A 24,613-nucleotide genomic window follows, 5' to 3' on the forward strand; every position below is an offset into this window, starting at 1 on the left:
GGGTACGGCCCGCCGCCTTCAGCGCCCGGCGCAAGGCGTACTCGATCTGGGCGTTCACCGACCGCAGATCGTCGGCCGCCCATTTGGCGATGGCGGCGTGCACGGCCGGGTCGAGCCGCACGAGCACGTTCTTGCGTTGCGACATCAGGAATACAGCGAACCCGCGTTGACCACCGGCTGCGTCGCGTGGTCGGAGCACAGGACGACCAGCAGGTTCGACACCATCGCGGCCCGGCGCTCCTCGTCGAGTACGACCATGTGCTCCTCTTCGATCTTCTCCAGCGCCAGGTGGACCATGCTGACCGCACCCTCGACGATCTGCTGACGGGCCGCGACGACGGCGCTCGCCTGCTGGCGACGCAACATCGCCTGAGCGATCTCCGGCGCGTACGCGAGGTGTGTGATGCGGGTTTCGATGATATCGATGCCGGCCTCGGCGGCGCGCTCGCGCAACTCCTGTGTCAACTCCTCGGCGACCTGCGAGCCGTCCCGCAGGCTCATCCGGTCGGAACCGTGCGAGTCGTACGGGTAGCAGGTCGCCAAGTGACGCAGGGCCGACTCGGCCTGAATCGACACATAGGACATATAGGAGTCGACGGAGAACACGGCTCTCGCCGCGTCCCGGACGCGCCACACGATCACGGCGGCGATCTCGACCGGGTTGCCGTCGGCGTCGTTGACCTTCGCGGCGGCCGTCTCGAAGTTGCGGACGCGGCGGCTCACTGTCCGCTTCGCCGTCAACGGCCATGTGCACCAGAAACCGGGCTGGTCGATCGTGCCGACATAGTTGCCGAAGAACTGCACGACCTTCGCCTCGTTCGGGTCGACGACGACGAGACCGCTGAGCGGGATCACCAGGAGTGCGGCGAATACGGACGCCCCGACGATGACGATCTCGCGAACGTCTTCGGGGATGAGCACGATCGCGACGAACGCGGCCAACACGTAGATCGCGAACAACGCGATCCCGACAAAGCCGGAGAATTTGGGGGCGGGCTTATCCATTTCGTGCTCCAAAACCGAGGGGGATTTCAAAGTGATATCACTATGGTATCCGGTGTCGCCCAGTCGAACCGGAACGGGTGAACGCGAAAGCGCCGCCGCACCGGATTCCGATGCGGCGGCGCCGTAAAGAACAGTTCGAAAGTCAGGCGGCCTCGACGACGATGCCCGCGCCGACCGTGCGGTTCGTCGCCTCATCGATGATGATGAAACCTCCGGTCGCCCGGTTGCGGCGGTACTCGTCGCAGAGCAACGGAAGCGTGGTCCTCAGACGGACGCGGCCGATCTCGTTGAGACCCAAGCCTTCCGCCTTCTCGTCGCGATGCAGGGTGTTGACATCCAGTCGATAGTGGAGTTCCTTGACGATGGTCCGCGCCGCACGCGTCGTATGGGCGATCGCGTACTTGCGGCCGCGCTGCAACGGTTGCTTCTCGTCCATCCAGCAGATCATCGCCTCGACGTCCTGCGCCGCCTGCGGGCGATTGTTCGGGCGGCAGATCATGTCGCCGCGCGACACGTCCAGTTCGTCCTCCAAGCGCACCGTCACCGACATCGGCGGAAACGCCTGTTCGACCGGACCGTCCGCCGTCTCGATCGACGCGATCCGCGTCGTGAAACCGCTCGGGAGCACCATCACCTCGTCACCGGGCTTCATCACGCCCGACGCGACCTGACCCGCGTAACCCCGGTAGTCGTGGTTGGCGTTCGAATGCGGCCGGATCACGTACTGCACGGGGAACCGGACGTCGACGAGGTTGCGGTCGGACGCGATGTGCACGTTCTCCAGGTGATGCAGCAAGGACGTGCCCTCGTACCACGGCATGTTCTCCGAACGACTGACCACATTGTCCCCGCGCAGGGCGGAGATCGGGATGACGGTCAGGTCCGGGATGTCGAGCTTCGTCGCGAAGGCCGTGAACTCCGACGCGATGCGATCGAAGACGTCCTGGTCGTAATCGACCAGGTCCATCTTGTTGACGCACAACACGAGGTGCGGCACGCGAAGCAGCGAGCACAGGAAGGCGTGCCGCCTCGACTGCTCCACCAGGCCCTTGCGGGCGTCGACCAGGATCAGCGCCAGGTCGGCCGTCGACGCGCCCGTCACCATGTTGCGCGTGTACTGAATGTGCCCGGGGGTGTCGGCGATGATGAACTTCCGCTTCGGCGTCGCGAAGTACCGGTAGGCGACATCGATCGTGATGCCCTGCTCCCGCTCCGCGCGCAGACCGTCGGTCAACAGCGCCAAGTCCGTGTACTCGTCGCCGCGAGCGCGGCTCACCGACTCCACGGCCGACAGCTGGTCGTCGAACAGGGTCTTCGTGTCGTACAGCAGGCGGCCGATGAGGGTGCTCTTGCCGTCGTCGACGCTGCCGGCGGTCGCGAACCGCAACAACTCAGTGGTGTCCACTTAGAAGTATCCTTCCCGCTTGCGGTCTTCCATCGCCGACTCGGACACGCGGTCGTCGCCGCGAGTCGCGCCGCGCTCGGTGATCCGGGTCGCGGCGACCTCGTCGATCACCTCCGCGACCGTCGCGGCCGTCGACGGCACCGCGGCCGTGCACGAGGCGTCCCCGACCGTGCGGTACCGGACGACCCGTCGGCTCGTCGCCTCGCCGGGACGCGGCCGGACGAAGTCGCCGACGCCGTACAACATGCCGTCGCGCTCGACGACCTCGCGCTCGTGAGCGAAGTAGATCGTCGGCAGGTCGATGCCCTGGGCGGCGATGTAGTGCCAGATGTCGAGCTCGGTCCAGTTGGACAGCGGAAACACGCGGATCGACTCACCCGCGTTGACGCGACCGTTGTACAGGCTCCACAGCTCGGGGCGTTGGTTCTTCGGGTCCCACTGGCCGAACTCGTCCCGGAACGAGAAGACGCGCTCCTTCGCGCGGGCCTTCTCCTCATCGCGACGGGCTCCGCCGAACAGCGCGTCGAAGCGGTACTTCTCGACGGCGTCCAGAAGGACGGGAGTCTGGATGCGGTTGCGGATGCCGTCGGGCGGCTCGACGACGAGTCCCGAGGTGATGCCCTCCTCCACGGAGGCGACGACGAGGTCGACGCCGAGGCGGGCGACCGTCGCGTCGCGGTAGTCGAGGACCTCCGCGAAGTTGTGCCCGGTGTCCACATGCATCACCGGGAATGGGATCGGCGCGGGCGCGAAGGCCTTCGCGGCCAGATGCAGCATGACGATGGAGTCCTTGCCGCCCGAGAACAACAGGACCGGACGGCTACAGGTCGCGATCACCTCCCGGAAGATGTAGACGGCCTCGGATTCGAGGGCGTCGAGGTGGCTGATGCGATAGTCGGTACTCACTGTTCACTCCTTTCGGGCGGTCGGGGGCGTGGGCGCGTCGGCGATCGCGGCGAGCAATCGGGTCGCCAAATCGGGACGGCACACGACCAGGTCGGTGAGTTTGGGGTCGGGATTGTTGTACGTCAGCGAAGCGCCATCGATTCGCGACGTGTGCAGTCCGGCCGCGCGGGCGACGGCGACGGGCGCAGCAGAATCCCATTCGTACTGGCCGCCCGCGTGGACGTAGGCGTCCACCCTACCCAACACGACGGCGGCGACCTTCGCACCGGCGGAGCCCATCGGCACGAGCTCCGCGTCCAGCGCGGTTGCGACGGATTCGACGAGGGCGGGCGGTCGACTGCGGCTCACGGCGATGCGGGGGCGACGGTCGGTCCATCGCGGCGACGGCGGGGCGTCGCTGGACAGGACGTGCCCGGCGGCGGGCAGCGCGACCGCGCCGTCCGACAACGCGCCGTCCTTCCACAGTGCGACGTGCACGGCCCAGTCGGAGCGTCCGGCCTCGCCGTACTCGCGGGTGCCGTCGAGCGGGTCGACGATCCAGACGCGTGAGGCGGACAGGCGAGCGGAACCGGTGCGCCCGGACTCGCCCTCGCCTTCCTCCGACAGCACCGCGTCGTCGGGGAACCGCTGGCGAAGGGCGGCCATGATCAGCCGGTGCGAGCCGATGTCGCCGTCGCGGCGCAGGGCCGTCGGGTCGTCGAAACCGCGCTCGTCGCGCAGCTTCAGCAGCCACGCTCCGGCCTCCTCGGCGAGCAGGGCGGCGACCTCGGCGTCCGATAGTTCCATAGTGGTCATGCTTTGGCCTCGCCGATCCATCAGTAAGCCCCCGACGAACGCAGGACCGCGGTCACCGTTCGCGCCAATATAACCAGGTCCAGGGTCAACGACCAGTGCTCGACATACCGCAGGTCGAGCCGCACCGCCTCCTCCCAGGGGAGGTCGGCCCGCCCCGAGATCTGCCACAGGCCCGTCAGGCCCGGCTTGACGGCCAGGCGGCGACGCACATCCTCCGGATACATGTCTACTTCGGACGGAAGTGGTGGGCGCGGCCCGACGAGGGACATGTCACCGCGCACGACGTTCCACAGCTGCGGCAGTTCGTCGATCGAGAACCGACGCAGGAACCGGCCCGCGGGCGTCACCCGCGGATCGTCGCGCATCTTGAACAGAACTTCGGACTCGTTGTGCTCCAGCAACTCCGCCAGCCGCGCGGGGGCGTCCGCGTACATCGACCGGAACTTCCACATCGTGAAAGGCACGCCGTCACGTCCAACCCGGACCTGCGAGAACAGCACCGCGCCAGGCGAACCGAACTGGACCACGACCGCCACCGCCGCCAGCAGCGGCGCGAACAACCCCAGCAGCACTAGGGCCACGACGCGGTCGAAGACCTCCTTCACGAGTCGCCGCCCACCCGTCAACCGGGCATGCTCCACATGCAGCATCGGCAGGCCGTCGACCGGGCGGACGCTCGTGCGCGCGCCCGCGACGTCGACGAGCCCGCTCGAGAGGATCAGGTCGACGTCGCCGCGCTCCAACTGCCACGCCAGCCGCCGCAGCGGAACGCCGTCCAACTCGGGGCAGGACAGGACGATCACCGTGTCGGCGTTCGCGGCGGTCACGGCAGCGCCCGCCGCGCCGAAATCGCCGTAGACGCGGGCGTCGACGTCGAGGAACGGCCCGACCGCGCGGCCACCCGGCAGGCACGCGCCGACGACGTGCAGCCCGTGGAAGTGCTCCCGCCGCAACTGCCGGGTCAACGCGGCGACCGGCACCTCATGACCGACCAGGACGGCCCGCCGGACGCACCGACCCGTCGCCCGCATCGCGTGCAACCACTTACGCCAACAGAACCGCAGCAGGATCGCCGTCGCGATCGTCACGGGGAGCGCCACCAGCACGAACATGCGCGACGTCGGCAACTCGAAACCGTACGAGACGATCGCGACGCAGGCCATCACCCATAGGCCCGCGTGCAGGACGCGCTGATACTCGCTGGTCCCCACGTACAGGTGCCTGGCCTCGTAACAGCCGTTCAGGGCACAGGTCCCGACCCAGGTCAAAGGCATCACCACCAGCATGACCACATAGACCTGATTGTGGACGGACACCTCGCCGAAACGGGCGAGGAACGCCACGGCGGCGCCGACCAGCGCGGCGGCCGCGTCGGACAGGCCGATCGCGACGATGTACCTGCTCTGCCAACCCCGCCGCCGACCGAGATCACGGTCGGATTCGGCACGCGGAACCTGATGGCGCGCGCCATCGGCTACTTCGGAAACCACACAACCCCCAAAAAAGGCACCAAGCCCGTCATCGCGTATAACGTGGCGCTCGAGAGTAGGTAACGGCAAGCTCCCAGCCTATGCGTGATAAGGAGATCACTTGTCGTTATTGCGCCATTTCGGGCGTCGAGGACCACCACACTCGACCAACCGCGAGGCATGAGCCCCGATAACCCTTGGGACACAAGGAATCCACCATCACGATGATTCGGCCGATCCGAAACGGCCTTCGGCTTGATGGGGGAAGGGAGGACTTCGAAATGACGGTCCTCTGTCGACAACCGTCAGGAATGGACGGAACCGGCGAGACCGCTCAGGCTGGCGTGTGGAACCGATTCTGGGCGGCCGTGAGGCCATCGGTCATGACGGCCTCGACCGCGTCGGCCGTCAACTCCATGAACAGCGGCAGCTCGGTGCGCTCGTCCGCGGAGAAGTCACGCAGGACGTACGCGGCCGGGTCCATCCGGCCCGGGGGACGACCGATGCCGAACCGGGCTCGGACATAGGACTTCGCCCCGAGCGCCTGCGAGATCGACTTCAGACCGTTGTGGCCGCCCTCGCCGCCGCCCGACTTCAGGCGCAGCACTCCGAACGGCAGGTCCAGTTCGTCGTGCACGACGATGATGCGCTCGTCCGGCACCTTGAAGAACGTCGCGAGCGGACCCACCGACTGACCGGAGACGTTCATGTACGTCAAGGGCTTGACGATGACGACCTGCGGCCCGCCGATGCCGAGCCGCCCCTCGCACACCTCGGAGCGGGTGCGGGCATTGCGCGAAAAACGGCCGCCGATCCGCTGTGAGAGCAGATCGGCGACCATGAAACCAACGTTGTGGCGGTTACCGGCGTACTTCGGCCCGGGGTTGCCGAGGCCGACGACGAGGAACGGTGAATCCGCCATGACTGGATTAGGCCTCGGCCTCGGCGTCCTCGCCGTTCTCGGCGGAGACTTCGGAGCGCGGCTGGGTCAGGGAGACCAGCGTCGTCTCGGGCTCGCTCACGAGCGTCGAACCGGTGGGGAGGGTGACGTCGGCGGCAGTGACGTGGCCACCGACCGCGAGACCTTCGATCGAGACGTCGATCGAGTCGGGGATGGCGGTGGCGTCGGCCTCGACGGTGATGGTGTCGTTCTCGGTGACGAGCAGGCCGCCCTTCTCGGGCTCACCGACGATGTTGATGCGGACGTCGACGGTCACGATCTCGCCGCGACGGACGAGCAGCAGGTCGACGTGGTCGATGGTGTCCTTGATCGGGTCGCGCTGCAACGCCTTCGGCAGCGCCAGCTCGCTGGTGCCGTCGGAGATCTCGACGGTCATCAGCTGGTTCATGCCACCGCGACGAATGAGGTTGGTGAACTCCAGAGAGGGCAGCGCGACGTGCTTCGGCTGCTCACCGTGGCCGTACAGAACGGCGGGGATCTTCCCGGCCCGGCGCGTACGGCGCGCGCCACCCTTGCCGAACTCAGTACGGGGCTCGGCGCTAATACGGACCTCGGACACGGAAACGCTCCAATGACTTTCTCGAAAAGGATGATGGCGCTCGACACGTGCGCGCGGCGCCGACAAGCGACAACCGAAGAGCCCGCGTCGATCACGGCATACGGTGGGGTCAGCCCACCACACGCCCTCGCCGTGGCAACCGAAGTAGCTTACACCGGGACGCCGTTTCGCCCGCACGGCCCCAGCCTGCGACGATCCGTCCGTCTCGGCGTGTGAGCGCCGGTTGACGCGGCCCCGTTCCGTTTTCGGCGAATCACCGAACGAATCGCTCACGCCCCCGAACGGGCGACCCGAAAACCGACGTCGTCGATGCGCAATGTGGGGTGGCTGCGGCGTCGCACGGACGCCCGACAGCTCCAGTGCTCATCGAACCAACCACCGCCACGAAGGACACGGTACGGACCGTATACCTCGGGATCGTAGACGTCCCAACACCACTCCCACACGTCACCCAGCATGTCGTGCAAGCCCCAGGCGTTGGGGCGCCGACCCCCGACATCGCGAATCCGTTCGCCGGAGTTCGCTCGGTACCAGGCGATCTCGTCGAGGTCGCCGTACCGGGGACCGGCCGTGCCCGCGCGGCACGCGTGCTCCCACTCGGCTTCGGTCGGCAACCTGTAGCCGTCGGCGGAGGCGTCCCAGTCGACGCCCGCGCCATCCGCGGCGTCCACCTCGTCCGGGTCGACGCGGTACGCGGGAGTGGCACCCTCGTGGACGGACAGGGCGTTGCAGAAGGCGATCGCGTCATTCCAGGTGACGCTCTCGACGGGAAGGCGGTCACCCCGCGAGGCGCTCGGGCGTTTCCCGGTCAACCGGGCGTAGACGTCCTGGGTGACCGGGAACTCGGCGATGCGAAACGGCGCCACGTCGACGGACCAACGCGTTTCGGTCCGGCGGTCCGACAAGGTGACTAGGCCGCGCGGAACGGGAATCAGCTCCACGCGCTCGACCTCCACCGACACCGACGGCCTAGGACAGGCCGCCGAAGAGGGTGGTCACGGAGCCGTCGCGGAAGACCTCGCTGATCGCCTTGGCGATGAGCGGGGCGACCGACAGGACCGTGAGCTTCGAGAGGCCGTGGTCGGCGGGCAGCGGGAGCGTGTTCGTCACGACGACCTCGCTGCACGGGGCGGCCTCGAGGCGGGCTATCGCCGGGTCCGAGAAGATCGCGTGAGTCGCGCCGATGACGACGTCGGCGGCGCCCGCCGCGTCCAGCATCTCCGCCGCGCGGCAGATGGTGCCGCCGGTGTCGATCATGTCGTCGATGAGGAGGCAGACCCGGCCCGCGACGTCACCGACGACCGTGTTGGCGACAATCTCGTTGGGGCGCAACGGGTCTCGCGTCTTGTGAATGAAGGCGAGGGGGGTGCCGCCCATCCGGTCCGTCCAGCGTTCGGCGACGCGGACGCGACCGGAGTCCGGCGCGACGACGGCCAGCGGCCGACCCGAGTACTTCTCCTCCATATAGGAGGCAAGGGTCTCCATCGCGAACAGGTGGTCGACGGGGCCGTCGAAGAAACCCTGGATCTGCGCCGTGTGCAGGTCGACGGTGAGGATGCGGTTCGCGCCCGCCGTCTTCAACAGGTCGGCGACGAGTCGCGCCGAGATCGGTTCCCGGCCACGGTGCTTCTTGTCCTGTCGCGCGTAGGGATAGAACGGCAGGACCACGGTGATGCGCTTCGCCGAACCACGCTTGAGGGCGTCGATCATGATCAGCGTTTCCATGACCCAACGGTTGATCGGAGCCGTCATCGACTGCACGACGAACGCGTCACAGCCACGGACCGATTCCCGGTACCGGACGAACAGCTCGCCGTTCGCGAACGAGTAGGCGTCGGCCGGCGTCGGCGCCACGCCGAGATGCTCCCCGATCTCCTCCGCCAGCTCGGGGTACGCCCGGCCGGAAAACAACATCAGATTCTTGGGATTCTCGGCGGAAATGCTGGCCATCAGGGCACACCCTCGTGTCTACGGCTGAGTAACTCGACTCGGACAGTCTTGCTCGCCGACCACGACCGCGAGGGAACTTGCCCCAGCAAATGTGGAATTGATCTCCGCCGCGCGGAGCGACTCGCTGACCGGCGGCTCCACGGCCGCGGCGCGACGCCTCGACCGTGGACGATCGCTGGCCCGCTGAGACCGGTCGCGCCGTGACGTTTCGGCACGTGAGGGGCGCGAACCGCGGTCCGCCGCGTGGCGGATCGCCCGCGCCGATGACCGCTCCGGCGGGGCGGCCGCTTCGCCGGAATCCGGACTCGGAAGCGTGCGGGGAACGCGTCTTCCGGACGCGACCGCGAGTCGGTCTCGCGCGCCGTCGTCGGCCCTGCGGCGCCGCACCCGAGCCCGCCGGCACGGACCATCGGTGCGCGAGAGGTGATCTTGCACTGTTCCCACGCCACGCGGCGCTCACGCCAAAGGCTCTGGCCCACTGGTCCCGGCGCCGGCCCGACGCGGCGCTCAATCCAAAGCCGGAACCTGCTCGACTGGTCCCCGCGCTGTCCCGACGCGGCCCTAAATCCAAAGCCGGACCCGCTCGACTGGTCCCGGCGCTGTCCCGACGCGGCCCTGGCACGCCGGGGACGCGGGTGGAAGCCGTGTTCGCCGAACACCTTTGCCTCACAACGCGTCCGCCCGGACCCGCTCGACGTGGAGGCTCAGTCGCTCGAACCGGCCCGCTTCGCCGCGTCGGCGCTCTTGGTTCCGGCCCGACGCCGTTCGACCCAACCGTCCGAGTTGTGCTGACGGCCGCGCGCCACCCCGAGCGCGCCCGGTGGGACGTCCTCGGCGACCGCGCTCCCGGCGGCGACGTACGCGCCGTCGCCGATCGCGACCGGCGCGACGAGGACGGAGTTCGAGCCGACGAACACGGCCTCACCGATGTCCGTCGGGTGCTTGGCAACGCCGTCGTAGTTGGCGAAGATGGTGCCCGCGCCGATGTTGGCGCCCGCGCCGATCGTCGCGTCACCCGCGTACGTCAGGTGCGGCACCTTCGCGCCTTCGCCGACGGTCGACTTCTTGACCTCGACGAAGGTGCCGACCTTCGCGCCCTCCAACAGCACCGCGGCGGGCCGCAGGTAGGCGTACGGACCGACCGACGCGGACGGCCCGACCTCGGCCTCGACGCAGTGCGCCCGCGTCACCGTCGCGTTCTCCCCCACGACCGTGTCGACCAAGGTCGAGTCGGGGCCGATGACGGCGCCGGACGCGATCCTGGTCGCGCCCTCCACCTGGACTCCGGGACGCAGCGTCACGTCCGGCTCGATCACGGCGGTCACGTCGACCCACGTCGACGCCGGGTCGTCCATCGTGACGCCCGCGCGCATGAGCTCGGTGTTGATCCGGTCCCGCAGCAGCGACCGCAGGCCCGCGAACTGGGCGCGATCGTTGCAGCCCAAGGTCTCGGCGGCGTCGGCGGCGACGAAGGCGCCGATCCCGTGCCCGTCCGCCATGAGCAGTTCGAGTGTGTCGGTGAGGTACTCCTCGCCTTGGTCGTTGTCGGTCGTCAGGCGGGACAACGCTGACCGCAGCGGCCCGATCGTGAACGCGTAGATGCCCGAGTTGATCTCGTCGATGCGGAGTTGTTCGGGGTCGGCGTCGCGATGTTCGACGATGCCGACGACGTCGCCGGAACGGTCGCGAACGATCCGCCCGAATCCGGCCGGGTCGGCGACGCGCGCCGTCAACACGGTCGCCGCCCTGCCGGAGGCCTCGTGCTCGGCGGCGAGCTGTTCCACGGTCTCCGGGCGAAGGAGCGGTGTGTCCGCGCCTAGGACGACGACCGTGCCTTCGACGTCGGGGAGGCTGTTCAGCGCGACCCTCGCGGCGTCGCCGGTGCCGCGCATGACCGGTTGCAGCGCGATGGACGCCTGCGGGGCGATGCCGGTTACGTGTTCGGTGACCCGGTCGCCCCCGGCCTTGCCGACAACGACGACGGTGTGGTCCGCCCGGACCGCGCGGGACGCGTTCAGGACATGCCCGAGCAGCGACCGCCCGAGCATCGGATGCAGCACCTTCGGGAGGGCGGACTTCATCCGCGTTCCCATTCCCGCCGCCAACACCACGACTACCCGTGCTGCGCTCATGTACACCGGCCCCTCTGATCGGAAATCACGACGTGTCATCGTATCCAGCCGACCCGTCCGCCCCGGTTTCTTCCCCTATCAGGGTCTCCGCTTGGTTGGGCAAAAGTTCCGCTTGGTTGGGCAAATGTTCGAAACAGGCGTGTTTTCGCAATTTGCCCAACCAAGCGAGACGTTTAACCAACCAAGCGGAATGGACGGTGGTCCGGCCAGGCGGACGATGTCGAAACGTGAACGGCGGCAATCGAATGCCGGGGGCGCAGGTACGGGAATCGACGGAGAATTGGCGGGGAAGTGATCGGCGCCGTTGGTGGAAGTGGTCTCCCACTTCGGATGGGGATGAGCTCCCGGAGGAGGATTCGAACCTCCACGTACGCCTTCAAAGGGCGCTGTCCTGCCATTAGACGATCCGGGATCGGCCCGTTGCGCGGGCCGTTTTCCACGTCCACCCTACCCGTTCGCCCACGCGTGGCGCACCCGCCTTAGCCGACGCCGAGCCGGAAGCCGCGAATCGACGTACCGGAGCGCCCGCCCCGCCGACTCCGGGATCATCCGTGGACCCGAAGCGCGCCAAGATCCTCACCAGACGACACCGTGACACGACAAAAGGTGACGGAAACGCCACCCCCAATCCGGGGGTTTTCCCCATTCCCTTCCTACGCTTGCGTAAGTTACGGTTTCGTAGGCGCTACCGTCACCGCTTGGTCGCGCTGCAAACTGCTTGCTCTACCTGCGAGGACACTCATGAGCGCGTTCACCGGCATCGAATCGGTCGCCCCCGGTGGCACCAGTGCGGACACCGTCGCCGAACCCAAACCACTGACCGTCGGAAAACAGAGCCGAGGCACGCTCATCGGCCTCTGGTTCGTCGTCATCGCACCGTTCTTCGCTCTGGCGATCGCCATTCCGCTCCTGTGGGGCTGGGGACTGTCGTGGGTGGACGTCGCGATCGCCGTCATCATGTACAACGTCTCGGGCTTCGGCGTGACGATCGGTTTCCACCGATACTTCACTCACGGCAGTTTCAAGGCCAAGCGCTGGCTGCGAGTCTCGCTCGCCGTCGCGGGTTCCCTCTCCGCGGAAGGCTCCGTGATCCAGTGGGTCGCCGACCACCGCCGCCACCACGCGTTCTCCGACCGCGAGGGAGACCCGCACTCCCCTTGGCGTTACGGCAGCGGCTTCTGGGCACTGACGAAGGGCCTGTTCCACGCGCATGTCGGCTGGATGTTCGACCGCGACATGTCCAATCGCGACCGTTTCGCGCCGGACCTCGTCGCCGACAAGGACATCCGTCGGGTCGACAACCTCTTCGGCCTGCTGTTCGCGCTGACGCTCATCGCCCCCGCCGTCGCGGGTGGCCTCATCACCTGGTCCTGGCAGGGCGCCCTGACGGCGTTCCTCTGGGGTGGCCTCATCCGCATCGCGTTCCTGCACCACGTCACGTGGTCGATCAACTCGGTCTGTCACGTCTACGGCGAACGCCCCTTCGCGACCCGTGACGGCGACAAGGCCTCGAACTTCTGGCCGCTCGCGCTCCTGTCGATGGGCGAGTCGTGGCACAACCTTCACCACAGCGACCCGACCTGCGCCCGCCACGGCGTCATGCGCGGTCAGATCGACACGTCGGCCCGCATCATCTGGTTCTTCGAGAAACTCGGCTGGGCGTCGAACGTCCGCTGGCCGAACCGGGAGAGGCTGAGTAAGCGGATGACGAGCGGGCAGGACAAACTACGTGGGTGAGCGATAAGAATTCGAATACAACGCGCCGCGTTCGGATGTCATCGGCTCAACGCCGAGAGCAGTTGATATCCGTAGCGCGGCGCGCTTTTGCCGAACGGGGCTTCGACGGGACGAGCGTGGAGGAGATCGCGGCACGCGCGAAGGTCTCCAAACCCGTGGTGTACGAGCACTTCGGGGGCAAGGAGGGCCTGTACGCGGTCGTCGTCGACCGGGAGGTGCGGGCCCTGCTGGACAGGGTGACCAAGGCGCTGACGGGCGGGCACCCGCGCGTCCTCGTCGAACAGGCGGCGCTGGCGCTCCTCGACTACATCGAGGGCGACACGGACGGGTTCCGGGTGCTGGTGAGAGATTCGCCCGTGGCGTCGGGCGCCGGCAACTTCTCGTCCATTTTGAACGACGTGGCGCACCAGGCCGAGGGCATCCTCGGTAAGGAGTTCTCCGAACGCGGCTTCGACCCCAAGCTGGCCGAGTTGTACTCGCAGGCGCTCGTCGGCATGGTCGCGTTGACCGGTCGCTGGTGGCTGGAGGCGCGGAAGCCGAAGAAGGAGGTGGTCGCCGCGCATCTGGTGAACCTCGCGTGGAACGGTCTGTCCCATCTGGAGATGAAGCCGTCCCTGGAGTCTACTGAGGAATGACGAACCCCCGGCCGAGATCGACCGGGGGAAGGGAGCACGTGCGGGAGGCGATCAGGTGTTGTCTCCACCGACGACGCGGTGCCTGTGCTGGTTCTGGGCCTGCTCGGCCGAACGGGGGCCGACCTTCCCGTACAGCCCCGCGGTGAGCAGCGTCAGACCGAGGATGGACGACACGACGCACGTCGCGACGCTGAAACCGAGGAAGTTGAGGTCGGTGCGCAGCACGGCGAGCATGCCCATGCTCGCGAGCAGCTGAATCGACCCGGCGACGAGGTTGACGACCCGGTCGACGTTGCGCCCGATCAGCACGCCGAGCACGACGATCGCGCCGACGACGATCGACAGCAGCGAGAACGCCGGGTTGGCCTTGAGACCGAGGGCGCTCGGAAGGCCGGACTGGGCGAACCATTCGAGGCCGTCACCGGTGGAGGCGACGAAACCGACGATGCCGAAGACGAGCATGTAAACACCGGCGAAGAACGCCAGCCCACGCCACAGCGGCCGTAGTTGATGATTGACAGGTAGATGATCCACGAGGGTGATTGTCGCTGATCACCTCAGACGACCTCGCCGGGACGGTCGATTAATGTGGTGCCGCTTTCGGGGGGCGGCCGGGGACGGCGATCTGGCGACACAGCGCGGCCAGGTGTTCGGCGTCGGCTTCGACCTGATCGAGGTCGATCATCTGGTACCGCCGGATCAGCATCAGTCGCCCGTTCTCAAGCCGGTAGTGGATGTCGGGGGAACGTCCCAGCCGCTCCGCCATCTCTTCCCAATCCTGAATGGATAGTGGTGGTGGGCCTTCGATCATGTCGGCGGTGACGTCGAAGGCCGGGGCGTTGACATCGACGGTCCCCGCGACGACGACCGTCGCGGTTCGCAGCGGTCGATCGTGCCGGTACTCGGTGACGGTGATCGGGTGCTCGTCGTAGCGGCCGATGAACTGGTGCCGCTGGCGGAAGCCGTCGGCGAACGGCGCGCCCCGACTCGGAGCGGGCAGTGTCGCGCCGAAGGTATAGGCCAGGCCGTGCGCGTGTGCCCACGCTCGGAAACGGGCGCGCTGACGGCGATCGCCGACGTACAGCCACCCGAAGAACCCGAGGAGGATGAGCAGGCACGCGACACCGGTCACGACATTCCACGGATAGGGTATGTCCATCATGGCGGTCCTTGAGGGGTGTGGGGGACGCCGAGGGGTGGCGGGGGTCAGCTGTGCGCGCGCACCGCTTCGGCTATCTCGGCGGCGACGGTTTCGGCGGTTTCGGCGGTGGCGGCCTCGACCATGACGCGCACGATCGGTTCCGTTCCGGACGGACGCAGCACGATCCTGCCGCGCGTTCCCAGCGTGGTCGTGTGGTGGTCGAGCAGCTTCCGCACGGGTTCGGCGTCGATGACGGTCTTGTCCGTGACGGGGACGTTGATGAGGATCTGCGGCGCGTGGCGCATGACGGCAGCGAGCTCGGAGAGACGGGAACCCGTCGCCGCGACGCGAGCCATGAGGTGCAGCGCGGTCAGCAGGCCGTCCCCGGTCGTCGCGTGCGACGGCATGATGATATGTCCACTTTGCTCTCCGCCGAGGGCGAGACCGTCGGCGTTGAGCTGCTCCAGGACGTACCGGTCGCCGACCGCCGTCGTCAACAGGGAGACGCCCGCGTCGCTCATCGCGGTGTGCAGACCGAGGTTGCTCATCACGGTCGCCACGAGGGTGTCGCGGGTGAGAGTGCCCGCCTCCTTCATCGCGATCGCGAGGATAGCCATGATCTGGTCACCGTCGATCGTGGCGCCGGTGTGGTCGACGGCGAGGCACCGGTCGGCGTCCCCGTCGTGGGCGATGCCCAGGTCCGCGCCAGCCTCGACGACCGCGCGCGAGACCACGTCGAGATGTGTGGAGCCGCAACCGTCGTTGATGTTGAGGCCGTTGGGTTCCGCGCAGATCGTCGTCACGGTCGCGCCTGCCCGCCGGTACACCTCGGGGGCGACGGCCGACGCGGCGCCGTTCGCGCAGTCGACGACGACGTGCAGGCCTTCGATCCGTTGCGGCAGAGACGACAGCAGGTGTTCGATGTAATGCTCGGCGCCGTCGACGAGGTCGCGAACGCGGCCGATCTCGGCGCCGACGGGGCGCGGATGCGGCGAGTCGCAGGCACGCTCGATGGCGTCCTCCGTCGCGTCGGACAGTTTCTCCCCGCCCGCGGCGAACAGCTTGATTCCGTTGTCCGGCATGGGATTGTGACTCGCCGACAACATGACGCCGAAGTCGGCGCCCGTCGCCGCGATGACGTACGCGACGGCCGGGGTCGGCAGCACGCCGACGCGAACGACGTCGGCGCCGACGCTCGTCAGACCCGCGCAGATCGCGGCCTCCAGCATCTCGCCGGACGCTCGCGGGTCGCGCCCGACCACGACCGTGCACCGGCCGCCGTCGGTTCGGGCGAGCACCTCGACGGCGGCTTGCGCGACCGTCATCGCCAGTTCCGGCGTCAGCGCGGAGTTGGCCTGAGCGCGGATTCCGTCGGTACCGAACAGTCGTCCCACGTGCGTCCCCTTTGGTCGGCGAATCTATCTGGTCATCTCACAACGGGCGAGACGTATCCGAGGCTGCCGTGGGCGAGGCGAGAGTCGTTCCTGGATAACGGTTTCTGCCGTGTCCAGATGCTCGTCGTCGCGGATCTCGGGTCGGTCGCGGCCGATGATGCTGTTATGAACACGGTACGGCGAACGGGGCCAGGCTGTGCCTGGCCCCGTCGGGAAGAACTAACGCTTCGAGTACTGAGGCGCCTTACGGGCCTTCTTGAGGCCGTACTTCTTGCTTTCCTTCTCACGCGGGTCACGCGTCAGGAAACCGGCCCGCTTGAGGGCGGGGCGGACCTCCGGGTCCAGCTCGATCAGCGCGCGCGCGATCGCCAGACGCAGGGCACCGGCCTGGCCGGTGACGCCGCCACCGTGCAGGTTCGCGAGAACGTCGAAGGACTCGGTGCGCTCGGTGGTGACGAGCGGCTCGGCGACGATCTGCTGGTGCACCTTGCTCGGGAAGTAGGTGCTGAGGTCACGTCCATTGAGGACGAACTTGCCGGTTCCGGGGACCAGGCGGGCACGAACGACGGCGCGCTTGCGGCGGCCGACCGTCTGCACCGGGCGGTCGTGCGGGATGGCGGGAGCGACCGGGGGCGCGGCGGGAACGGCGGCCGGGGTCGGGACGGCTTGGGTGATTTCGCTCATGATGTAAAAGCTTCCTTATCCGGTGCGCGCCTACTGCGCGATCTGCGTGATCTCGTACGGCTGGGGCTGCTGGGCGGCGTGCGGGTGCTCCGCGGCCGCGTACACCTTCAGCTTGGTCAGCATCTTGCGGCCGAGCTTGTTGTGCGGAAGCATGCCCTTGACGGCCTGCTGCACGGCCCGCTCGGGCTTGGTCTCCAACAGCACGGAGTACGGAGTCTTCTTGAGACCACCGGGGTAACCAGAGTGGCGGTACGCCATCTTGGTGTCACGCTTGTTACCGGTCAGGACGACCTTTCCGGCGTTGATGATGACGACGAAGTCGCCGGTGTCAACGTGGGGCGCGAACGTCGGCTTGTGTTTGCCGCGCAGCAGCTGCGCAACCTGGCTGGCCAGGCGGCCGAGCACGACGCCCTCGGCGTCGATGATGTGCCACTGTCGGGTGATGTCACCCGGCTTCGGACTGAAGGTACGCACAGGATTACCTTGCTCTCGTTGTCGGTCTTGGAACACGAACCCCGTCGCCGGGAAAGGCGCCGGCGCCGCCCGAATGCCTCACCGGGTGGTGAGTTCATTCGCGGGACAGCTCAGGCGGGGTACCCGTTTTCGGGCACGACCCGCTGGCTCGCACAACAGCAGTCGATACTACTCGCCCACACCGGGGGCGATCCTGCCGGGCCGGGGTGGCGCCCACTCACGGCGATCCACCCCGCGAACAGGCGAAACACGCGTGTTCGAGTAACGTCACAGACGCGCCAGGAAGGTCGCCAACGCCGCCTCGTACGCCTCGGGGTCCTCGTTCCACGACGCGGTGTGACCGACCTCGGTCGTCACCAGTGTCATCAACTCGGCCGGGACCGCCTCGGCGAACTCCAGGGACGCGTCGGCGGCGACCGTCTCGTCGGCGATGTCGCAGTACAGCAGGATCGGCGTCGTCAGGTCGGCGGCGATCAAACGCTGATCGAGGTCGTCCAGATCGACGTCGACGCGCCATTCGACGATCAGTTTCGCGACGTCGGTGAGTATGCCCGGCAGGCTCCGCAGCTCACCCTGCTTGTCGAGCGTCGACGACCAGTCCAGGACCGGCGAGTCGAGGACGACTCCCGCGACGAGCCCGGGATCGTCCATATTGCGCAGAGTTGACATGACGACGGCGCCGCCCATCGACCAGCCCGCCAGGACGACCGAGCGGGCGCCGTTGTCCACCGCGTAGTCGACGGCGGCCGACACGTCCTCCCATTCGGTGGCGCCCAGGTGATGCAGGCCGTCCGGGGAATCGGGGGCGCCGACGTCGTTGCGATGCGTCACCGACAGGAGAGGGAAGCCGCTCTCGTGGAATCGCGGCAGGGCCCGCAGCGCCTCGCCAGGCGACGCGTTGCGTCCGTGGACCGCGATCACCCAGGTGTCACCGTCGGCCGGGACGTACCAGGCGGGGAACTTCCCCAACTTTCCCTCGATGTCCACCGTGGAGTATGCGAGTCCGAAGTCGGTCTGCGGATCGGTCGCGTACGCCCACGTGTCGATGCGGGTGTCGGTGCCCTCGGTGGGTCGGTCGCCCTCCAGCAGGCGTCGAGTCACGGTCTCCGGGTTGATGTCGGTGATCTCACCGATGACCGCGCGACCGTCGCCCCAGTCGAGCCCCCACACTCCGACGCGGGTCGTGTCGTGGTTGTTCGGAAGTGTCACGGTGTCGTCGTCGACCGCCACCACCGGGTACGGGTAGGAATGCGGGCCGTGCACGACGTCCACGACCTGCCCCGAGAAGTACCAGCCGGCGCCGCCGAGCGCGACGAGCAGCAGGACCAGCAACGCCGAGACGCCGATGACGAGCCATCGCGTCCAGCCGCGCCGTCTCCGGGCGGGTTCCTCGACGATCGCCGCTTCGTCGTCCATCATGGATTCGACGGGATCGGTGGACGGTGTCGGCTCCTCGGCACCGGTCTCGTCGACGGGAAGGGTGTCGCCGACTGGGGCACTGTCGGGCTTCGTCATGAGCGCCGTCCTGCTCGATCCTGGGGGCAAAGTGGGCCGAAAGATCGAAGATTAGCAATGCCCACATGGGGGCGGTACCGACCGAACGGCCCATCGAGGCGTCCGGGCCGACGTCGAGATCGACGGCTTCCTCAGGGCGGGGTTTCGGTCTGCGGTTTCGTGGCGCGGTTTCGTGGCGCGGTTTCGGCGGGCGACACCGGCGACAACGCGGGCGTGGCCTCGAATCCGCCCGGCCCGTCAGGTCCGCGTTCGATGCCTCGGTGGCTGAACGCGTGCGATTCGCCCGATCACAGGGCCCGGCCTACCTAGGATCGACACGGAATGTCACCAAAGCCCGACCCGAGAGGACGCGTCCCATGCCGACCGCCGTCAACGTCGCGATCATCTACTACTCGTCCACCGGGACCGTCTACGAGCTCGCCCGGACCGCCGCCGAGGAGGCCGAGGCGATCGACGGCGCCGAGGTCCGGCTCAGGAAGGTCGCGGAGCTCGCCCCGGAGGGCGCGATCGCGTCGAACCCGGCATGGGCGGAGCACGTCCGCGCGACGAAGGACATCCCGGTCGCGGGCCTGGAGGACCTCGACTGGGCCGACGTCGTCCTGTTCGGCACGCCGACCCGGTACGGGCTCCCGACGTCGCAGATCAAGCAGTTCATCGACACGTCCGGACCGCTGTGGGAGTCCGGAAAGCTCGTCAACAAGGTCGTGTCGTCGTTCACCGCGACGGCAACGAAGCACGGCGGCCACGAAACCACGATCACCGCGCTGAACAACACCTTCTACCACTGGGGCTGCATCATCGTCCCGCCCGGCTACGCCGATCCGATCCAGTTCGCGACCGGGAATCCTTACGGCACGAGTCATGTCAGCGGCACGCCCGACCAGCCGCTACCCGGCCAGGTGCAGCGCGACGCGATGCGCTTCCAGACCCGCCGCACCGTCACGATCGCCCAGGCGCTGCTGCGCGGCGGGGTCGGCGGTTGAGACCGGTCGGTCTGCTCTCGGCGCCTCGTTCAGGCCGCCGAGGACCCGCAGTACCCACGCTCCCGAGCTCCCGAGCTCCCGAGCTCCCAGAACTCCAGAACTCCAGAAACTTTGGCTTGGTTGGGCAAATTCTCCGCTTGGTTGGGCAAATGTTCAAAACAGGCGTGTTTTCGCAATTTGCCCAACCAAGCGGGACTTTTGCCCAACCAAGCGGAGATCCTTGGGGTCTCAGCGCCGTTCGCGCAGTGCTTCGGCGATGGCCCGCTCCACCGGGACCGGGTTCTCGGCGTCCGGATCGAAATCACCGACGGGGACGAGCGGCGGCTGCGCCATGAAACGCGGTCGGGTGCCCCGAATGTCCTGGGCCGCATGGACGAGGAACGGGTGGCACAGGTAGACGTCGCCCGCCGCGCCCGTCGCGTACGCCTCCGGATGGTCGGCGGTCACGTCGGCGACCGCGCCCGCGAGCTCCATGAACTCCAGGCCCGTCTCGCCCGCCGAGGCCAGGGCGCGGGCCGTGTCCCGATGCGAACCGACCCGGATCCGCGTCGGCGCGTCGTCCTCACCGACATCGGTGAACAGGAACAACATGAGCAGCGCGCGCTCGCGTGATCGCAGGTTGGCGCGCGACCGACCCTCGTCGTCGGCGAAGCTCGTGTCGACGTGCCACCCGGTGTCCTCGGCGGCGTCCGCGTGCGGGAACCGCAGCGGCAGCGAGCCCACTCCCCCGCGCGGCACCCAGCGGCCCGCGCCGACGAGGGCGTCGAACGCCGCGTGCAGCGCCGGGGTGTTGACGGCGGCCCGGAACGGTTCGGTGTGCATGTGCCAGACACGCACGACCGGCTCCACCCAGGTCGCGGGATCCTCGGCGTCGTAACCGATCTCGCGCCACAACTCATCGCGGCAGGTCGCGGCCGTCCGCGCGTCGAAGGCCGCCGGAACGCGTACGAAACCGTCGCGGACGAACGCCTCGATCTGTTCGGGGGCGAGCATCAACACTCCTATGTGTCTCTAATGTGGGTCATCTGACGTCCCACACGGGTTCGGGGGTTTCGCTGACCTCTCCGTCGCCCGCGAACAGGACGAACCTGTCGAAGCCTCGGGTGAACCAGCGGTCGTGGGTGACGGCGAGGACGGTGCCCTCGAACGCCGCGAGCCCCTCCTCAAGAGCCTCGGCGCTCGCGAGGTCGAGGTTGTCGGTCGGCTCGTCCAGCAGCAACGCGGTCGCGCCGGACAGTTCCAACAACAGCACCATGAACCGGGCCTGCTGACCGCCGGACAACGTGTCGAAGGTCTGCTCCGACTGCGCCGTCAAGTCGTACCGGTTGAGCGCGTTCATGGCCGCCGATCTGTCCAGAGACGGGCGCTCCTCGTCGCCCTCCCACAGGATCGTGCGCAGCGTCCGGCCCGCGAACTCGGGATGTTCGTGGGTCTGCGAGAAATGCCCCGGACGAACGCGCGCGCCGAGCCGAGCGACGCCGGAGTGCTCGACGGGTGTCATCGCGCCCGTGGCGATCCCGTCGCCCTGCTGGGCGAGCAGCCGCAGAAAGTGGGACTTTCCGGTGCCGTTGGCCCCGAGTACCGCGACGCGGTCCCCGTACCAGACCTCCAGGTCGAAGGGGTACGTCAAGCCGTCGAGTTCGAGCTGTTCGCAGATGATCGCGCGCTTACCGGTGCGACCGCCGCGCAGTTTCATCTGGATGTTCTGTTCCTTCGGGGGCAGCGGCGGTGGCCCGGCCGCCTCGAACTTGGCCAGTCTGGTCTCCGCCGCGCGCAGCCTGGATGCCATGTCCGAGTTGTACTTCGCCTTCGCCCGGTACATGATGACGAGCTCTTTGAGCCTCTGATGCTCCTCGTCCCAGCGGCGACGCAGCTCCTCCAACCGGTCGTGCCGGGCGACCCGGGCGTCGTGCCAGGTCGCGAATCCGCCGCCGTGGATCCAGACGTCGCCGGACTCCAAGGTGACGATCCGCTGCGCGCAGTTGGCGAGGACCTCACGATCGTGGGAGACGAACAGGATCGACTTGTCCGACTCCCGGATGCGCGCCTCCAGTTCCCGCTTGGCGGGGACGTCCAGGAAGTTGTCCGGCTCGTCGAGCAGCAGCACCTCTTCGGGGCCGCGCAGCAGCAGTTCCAACGCGAAACGCTTCTGCTCGCCACCCGACAATGTCTGAAGGGGACGGTCGCGGGTCTCGTCCCACGGCAGGCCGAGGATCAGCACCGAGACGGTGTCGCACAGGACCTCGAACTCGTAGCCGCCCGCGTCGCCCCACGCGGTGATCGCGTCGGCGTAGTCCAGCTGCGCGCGTTCGGCCGCCGTCGAGTACTTGCCGCGTTTCTCGGCCTCGGCGAGCCGGTCGGCGGCGGTCGCCAGGCGTTGCCCGAGGGCCCGCACCGATGGTGGCGCGAGCGTCAACGCCAGCACCGACAGCGTCTGTTCGCCTTCGCGCATGCCGACGAGCTGGCGCATCACCCCGAGACCACCCTGCCGGGCGATGACGCCGGACGTGGGATCGAGATCACCGGCGATCATCCGCATCAGCGTGGTCTTGCCGGTGCCGTTCGCGCCGATGAGCGCGACCTTCATGCCCTCGCCGACACGGAATGAGACGTCCGAGAAGAGAACGCGCCCGTCCGGCAGCACGTGGGAGACCCCGGCAACGTCGATATAGCCCATGACCGGTCAGTCTGCTCGGGCTCCGACCCAGCGTCCAGCGATTTTCGTGGTCGACGTAGACGCGCCGAGCCGACCGTGACGCGAGACATCCCCAGGACTGGTGGACGGTCACCTCCCCACTCGCGCGGGGCTAAGGTTGGACGGCGAGGCGATCGAGACCCGTCGACGGCGATGAAGGAACGGTCATGGCGAAGTTGATCTACGCGTCGAACATGTCGCTCGACGGCTGCACCGAGGACGAACACGGTGCCTTCGACTGGGCTCCGCCGGATGACGACGTCTTCGCCGTCATCACCAACGTCATGCGATCTGCCGGCACATACCTCTACGGGCGGCGCATGTACGAGACACTGGCCGTCTGGGAGACCGACCCCACCCTGGCCGCGCGGTCGGACCTCACGGCCGACTACGCCGGCGCATGGCAGGCGGCGGACAAGGTCGTCTATTCCTCGACCCTCACCGAGCCGTCCACCGCGAACACTCGGATCGAACGCCACTTCGACCCCAGCGCGGTGCACGACCTGAAGGCCGCCGCCACCAGGGATCTCTTGATCGGTGGCCCGAACCTCGCGGCACAGGCTCTCGCCGCCGGACTGGTCGACGAGCTCGCTCTGTTCGTCTGGCCCGTCGTCCTCGGTGGACGCAACCCCGCACTGCCGACGGACGCACGCGCAGACCTCGAACTCATCGACGAGCACCGATTCAGCAACGGCGTCGTCCACCTCCGCTACCGCCTTCATTAACGACGCGGGGAACCGCACCCTCACGCGCAGCCTCGGAACACCGGCTCAGGTTCACGCTACGAACGTGGAGAACGTTGCCAATCGCGCCAGGGTGGCAGTTCCGTCACGTTGGTGCACACCGCTCGCGCTGAAAGGCCCTACGCGCGCAGGTCCTAAGGGCACTCTTCGACTCACCACTCCACCGGGCCGTTCTTCGGCTTGGCGGGGCGGCTAACCGACGGACACCATTCCGCAGTGGACATCAAGGCGGCGCCCGAGCCGCGCAACTCGATCGCCTGCCGAAGCGAGTGTCCCTACTGGATTGACACGGATCCGTGCTCGTCGGAAGCGTCAGGTCGTCAGTGAGGCGACGATGCCCAGGAGCGCCGGGAGGAGGTCGCCCTCGGGGTTGGCTTCGGCGCAGGTGAGGGTGTACGCGGTGCCGTCGTGCGCGAACCGGAGGGTCGCGCCGTTGCCCCCGAGGGTCGAGTAGGTGAGAATCCCGGCGTCGGGCCGGTCGTCGATCGCCGACGCTCCGGTGATCTCCGTCCACGTCGCGATGTCGGAGGCGGCGATCGCGGTGTCGCCGTCGTAGGTGGTGGCGGTCAGTTCGACGGTGACCGGGGAGAAGTTCGAGGTGGTGACCGTCGAGTCGTCGAGGTCGACGTCCGTCATGTCAACTCCGGCCTGGGCCCAGCGGCAGACTTCGCCGTTGTGGTTCTCGACGACGTTCTCGGTCGCGCCGGGGATCGCCTGCACGGCGTCCAGTGGCACGTCCGCGCAGACGGTCGCGACGGACGCGGGGGCGGACGCTTCGGAGGTTCGGTCGTCGGGGTTCGTGACGGCGTCGACGGCCTCGGTGGCGACGTCGAGCACGGCCGCCGCCACGTCCTCGCTGGACGGGTCGGGTGCGCTGTCGAGCGTGTATCCGCCGGAGGTGGCGACGTCGACGGAGTAGTCGGCCACAATCGACAGTGTGTCTACACAGGATCGGACGATGGCGCGGGAGCTGTCCGCCCCGGCGAGTCGGCTCTGGTTCCCTGTGTCGCCGAGGTCGATCGACGAGGTCTTGGCGGCGGCGAGGCCGTCGTCGGGCGACGCCACCGCTTCGCACGCGCGCTCGGCGTCGGGCCACCACGTGTAGCGAACGGTCAGGGAATGCCCTAGCAGCCAACGGCTGTCGGCCTCGGGGGCGTCGGTGCGCTGCGGCCCGAACGTCGCGACCGGGTCGTATGTCCACTCACAACTGTTCGACTGGCCGCCGCCCCCGTTGTCGCCTTTGGGAAGGGTCCGCCCGGAGGAGTCCTCGATGCCGGGCGCGTCGGCGACGAGCGCGTCGACCGTCTTCAGTGAGACGGCGGCGCACGCCGACGGTAGCGCGGTGACGGTAGTGCCGCCGCAGCCGGACAGACCTGCCGTGAACAACACCGCGACGGCCGTCATTCCGATTCGCCTCATACTGTGGACTC

Annotated in this window: 24 protein-coding genes and 1 tRNA gene; 4 read left to right on the forward strand and 21 right to left on the reverse strand. The window is 67.9% G+C overall.

Annotated features, from left to right (window positions below; translation table 11 throughout):
* The 12 genes from ACM9NP_RS23975 to ACM9NP_RS12785 form a co-directional block, all read right to left on the reverse strand.
* On the reverse strand, positions 1-145 hold a 145-nt coding region (locus tag ACM9NP_RS23975), incomplete at its 3' end, for a type II toxin-antitoxin system antitoxin (RefSeq protein ID WP_462933505.1).
* Complete coding sequence (locus ACM9NP_RS12735) at positions 145-1,005, reverse strand: SPFH domain-containing protein (protein WP_415646874.1); 861 nt, start codon at positions 1,003-1,005, stop codon at positions 145-147. The genes ACM9NP_RS12735 and ACM9NP_RS23975, both read right to left, overlap by 1 nt.
* 142 nt (positions 1,006-1,147) lie before the next feature.
* Complete coding sequence (gene cysN / locus ACM9NP_RS12740; protein ID WP_415646875.1) at positions 1,148-2,410, reverse strand: sulfate adenylyltransferase subunit CysN; 1,263 nt, start codon at positions 2,408-2,410, stop codon at positions 1,148-1,150.
* Positions 2,411-3,316: a sulfate adenylyltransferase subunit CysD gene (gene cysD / locus ACM9NP_RS12745; RefSeq protein WP_415646876.1), complete on the reverse strand. Its 906-nt coding sequence runs from the start codon at positions 3,314-3,316 to the stop codon at positions 2,411-2,413.
* A 3-nt stretch (positions 3,317-3,319) separates the two neighbouring features.
* Positions 3,320-4,102: an inositol monophosphatase family protein gene (locus tag ACM9NP_RS12750; protein ID WP_415646956.1), complete on the reverse strand. Its 783-nt coding sequence runs from the start codon at positions 4,100-4,102 to the stop codon at positions 3,320-3,322.
* Between the two features lie 29 nt (positions 4,103-4,131).
* Complete coding sequence (locus tag ACM9NP_RS12755; protein ID WP_415646877.1) at positions 4,132-5,601, reverse strand: sugar transferase; 1,470 nt, start codon at positions 5,599-5,601, stop codon at positions 4,132-4,134.
* Between the two features lie 313 nt (positions 5,602-5,914).
* Positions 5,915-6,502: an aminoacyl-tRNA hydrolase gene (gene pth / locus ACM9NP_RS12760; RefSeq protein WP_415646878.1), complete on the reverse strand. Its 588-nt coding sequence runs from the start codon at positions 6,500-6,502 to the stop codon at positions 5,915-5,917.
* 7 nt (positions 6,503-6,509) lie between these two features.
* Positions 6,510-7,100, reverse strand: a complete 591-nt coding sequence (locus ACM9NP_RS12765; RefSeq protein ID WP_415646879.1) for a 50S ribosomal protein L25/general stress protein Ctc — start codon at positions 7,098-7,100, stop codon at positions 6,510-6,512.
* 269 nt (positions 7,101-7,369) lie between these two features.
* Positions 7,370-8,041 carry a formylglycine-generating enzyme family protein gene (locus tag ACM9NP_RS12770; protein ID WP_415646880.1) on the reverse strand — a complete coding sequence of 224 codons (672 nt, stop codon included), beginning with the start codon at positions 8,039-8,041 and terminating at the stop codon, positions 7,370-7,372.
* Between the two features lie 28 nt (positions 8,042-8,069).
* Entirely contained in the window at positions 8,070-9,050 is a 981-nt protein-coding gene (locus ACM9NP_RS12775; protein WP_415646881.1) for a ribose-phosphate diphosphokinase, read from the reverse strand.
* Between the two features lie 704 nt (positions 9,051-9,754).
* On the reverse strand, positions 9,755-11,182 hold the full coding sequence (glmU, locus tag ACM9NP_RS12780; protein ID WP_415646882.1) for a bifunctional UDP-N-acetylglucosamine diphosphorylase/glucosamine-1-phosphate N-acetyltransferase GlmU: 1,428 nt from the start codon (positions 11,180-11,182) through the stop codon (positions 9,755-9,757).
* Between the two features lie 341 nt (positions 11,183-11,523).
* A tRNA-Gln gene (locus ACM9NP_RS12785) sits at positions 11,524-11,594 on the reverse strand.
* 329 nt (positions 11,595-11,923) lie between these two features.
* Here ACM9NP_RS12785 and ACM9NP_RS12790 point away from each other — a divergent pair.
* The gene (locus ACM9NP_RS12790) at positions 11,924-12,919 is read left to right on the forward strand and encodes an acyl-CoA desaturase (RefSeq protein WP_415646883.1); all 996 of its coding nucleotides are present in this window, start codon (positions 11,924-11,926) and stop codon (positions 12,917-12,919) included.
* A 35-nt stretch (positions 12,920-12,954) separates the two neighbouring features.
* Positions 12,955-13,554: a TetR family transcriptional regulator gene (locus ACM9NP_RS12795; protein WP_415646957.1), complete on the forward strand. Its 600-nt coding sequence runs from the start codon at positions 12,955-12,957 to the stop codon at positions 13,552-13,554.
* Between the two features lie 51 nt (positions 13,555-13,605).
* Here the strand turns inward: ACM9NP_RS12795 and ACM9NP_RS12800 are convergent, their stop codons facing one another.
* From ACM9NP_RS12800 to ACM9NP_RS12825, 6 genes are all read right to left on the reverse strand, one after another.
* Positions 13,606-14,088, reverse strand: a complete 483-nt coding sequence (locus ACM9NP_RS12800) for a DUF4383 domain-containing protein (RefSeq protein ID WP_415646884.1) — start codon at positions 14,086-14,088, stop codon at positions 13,606-13,608.
* 49 nt (positions 14,089-14,137) lie between these two features.
* Positions 14,138-14,716, reverse strand: coding sequence for a hypothetical protein (locus ACM9NP_RS12805; protein ID WP_415646885.1), 579 nt, complete (start codon positions 14,714-14,716; stop codon positions 14,138-14,140).
* A 44-nt stretch (positions 14,717-14,760) separates the two neighbouring features.
* Entirely contained in the window at positions 14,761-16,089 is a 1,329-nt protein-coding gene (gene glmM / locus ACM9NP_RS12810) for a phosphoglucosamine mutase (protein WP_415646886.1), read from the reverse strand.
* Between the two features lie 219 nt (positions 16,090-16,308).
* Positions 16,309-16,773 (reverse strand): 30S ribosomal protein S9, encoded by a 465-nt coding sequence (rpsI, locus tag ACM9NP_RS12815; protein ID WP_415646887.1) that lies wholly within the window; start codon positions 16,771-16,773, stop codon positions 16,309-16,311.
* Positions 16,774-16,803: 30 nt separating this feature from the next.
* The gene (gene rplM, locus ACM9NP_RS12820) at positions 16,804-17,247 is read right to left on the reverse strand and encodes a 50S ribosomal protein L13 (RefSeq protein WP_415646888.1); all 444 of its coding nucleotides are present in this window, start codon (positions 17,245-17,247) and stop codon (positions 16,804-16,806) included.
* A 267-nt stretch (positions 17,248-17,514) separates the two neighbouring features.
* Complete coding sequence (locus ACM9NP_RS12825) at positions 17,515-18,762, reverse strand: alpha/beta hydrolase family protein (protein ID WP_415646889.1); 1,248 nt, start codon at positions 18,760-18,762, stop codon at positions 17,515-17,517.
* 356 nt (positions 18,763-19,118) lie between these two features.
* Between ACM9NP_RS12825 and wrbA the strand changes: the two genes are divergently transcribed.
* Complete coding sequence (wrbA, locus tag ACM9NP_RS12830) at positions 19,119-19,745, forward strand: NAD(P)H:quinone oxidoreductase (protein ID WP_415646890.1); 627 nt, start codon at positions 19,119-19,121, stop codon at positions 19,743-19,745.
* A 228-nt stretch (positions 19,746-19,973) separates the two neighbouring features.
* Here the strand turns inward: wrbA and ACM9NP_RS12835 are convergent, their stop codons facing one another.
* Together ACM9NP_RS12835 and ACM9NP_RS12840 are read right to left on the reverse strand one after the other, a co-directional pair.
* On the reverse strand, positions 19,974-20,738 hold the full coding sequence (locus ACM9NP_RS12835) for a phytanoyl-CoA dioxygenase family protein (RefSeq protein WP_415646891.1): 765 nt from the start codon (positions 20,736-20,738) through the stop codon (positions 19,974-19,976).
* 28 nt (positions 20,739-20,766) lie between these two features.
* Entirely contained in the window at positions 20,767-22,422 is a 1,656-nt protein-coding gene (locus ACM9NP_RS12840; RefSeq protein ID WP_415646892.1) for an ABC-F family ATP-binding cassette domain-containing protein, read from the reverse strand.
* A gap of 185 nt (positions 22,423-22,607) precedes the next feature.
* On the opposite strand from ACM9NP_RS12840, the gene ACM9NP_RS12845 reads away from it, so the two are divergent.
* A complete protein-coding gene (locus ACM9NP_RS12845) occupies positions 22,608-23,165 on the forward strand; it encodes a dihydrofolate reductase family protein (protein ID WP_415646893.1) in 558 nt (185 codons plus the stop codon).
* A gap of 330 nt (positions 23,166-23,495) precedes the next feature.
* On the opposite strand, the gene ACM9NP_RS12850 is transcribed toward ACM9NP_RS12845, so the two are convergent.
* Positions 23,496-24,602 (reverse strand): hypothetical protein, encoded by a 1,107-nt coding sequence (locus ACM9NP_RS12850; protein WP_415646894.1) that lies wholly within the window; start codon positions 24,600-24,602, stop codon positions 23,496-23,498.
* Between the last annotated feature and the right edge of the window lie 11 nt (positions 24,603-24,613).

The sequence above is a fragment of the Stackebrandtia soli genome (genome assembly GCF_965137155.1).
Taxonomy (GTDB): domain Bacteria; phylum Actinomycetota; class Actinomycetes; order Mycobacteriales; family Micromonosporaceae; genus Stackebrandtia; species Stackebrandtia soli.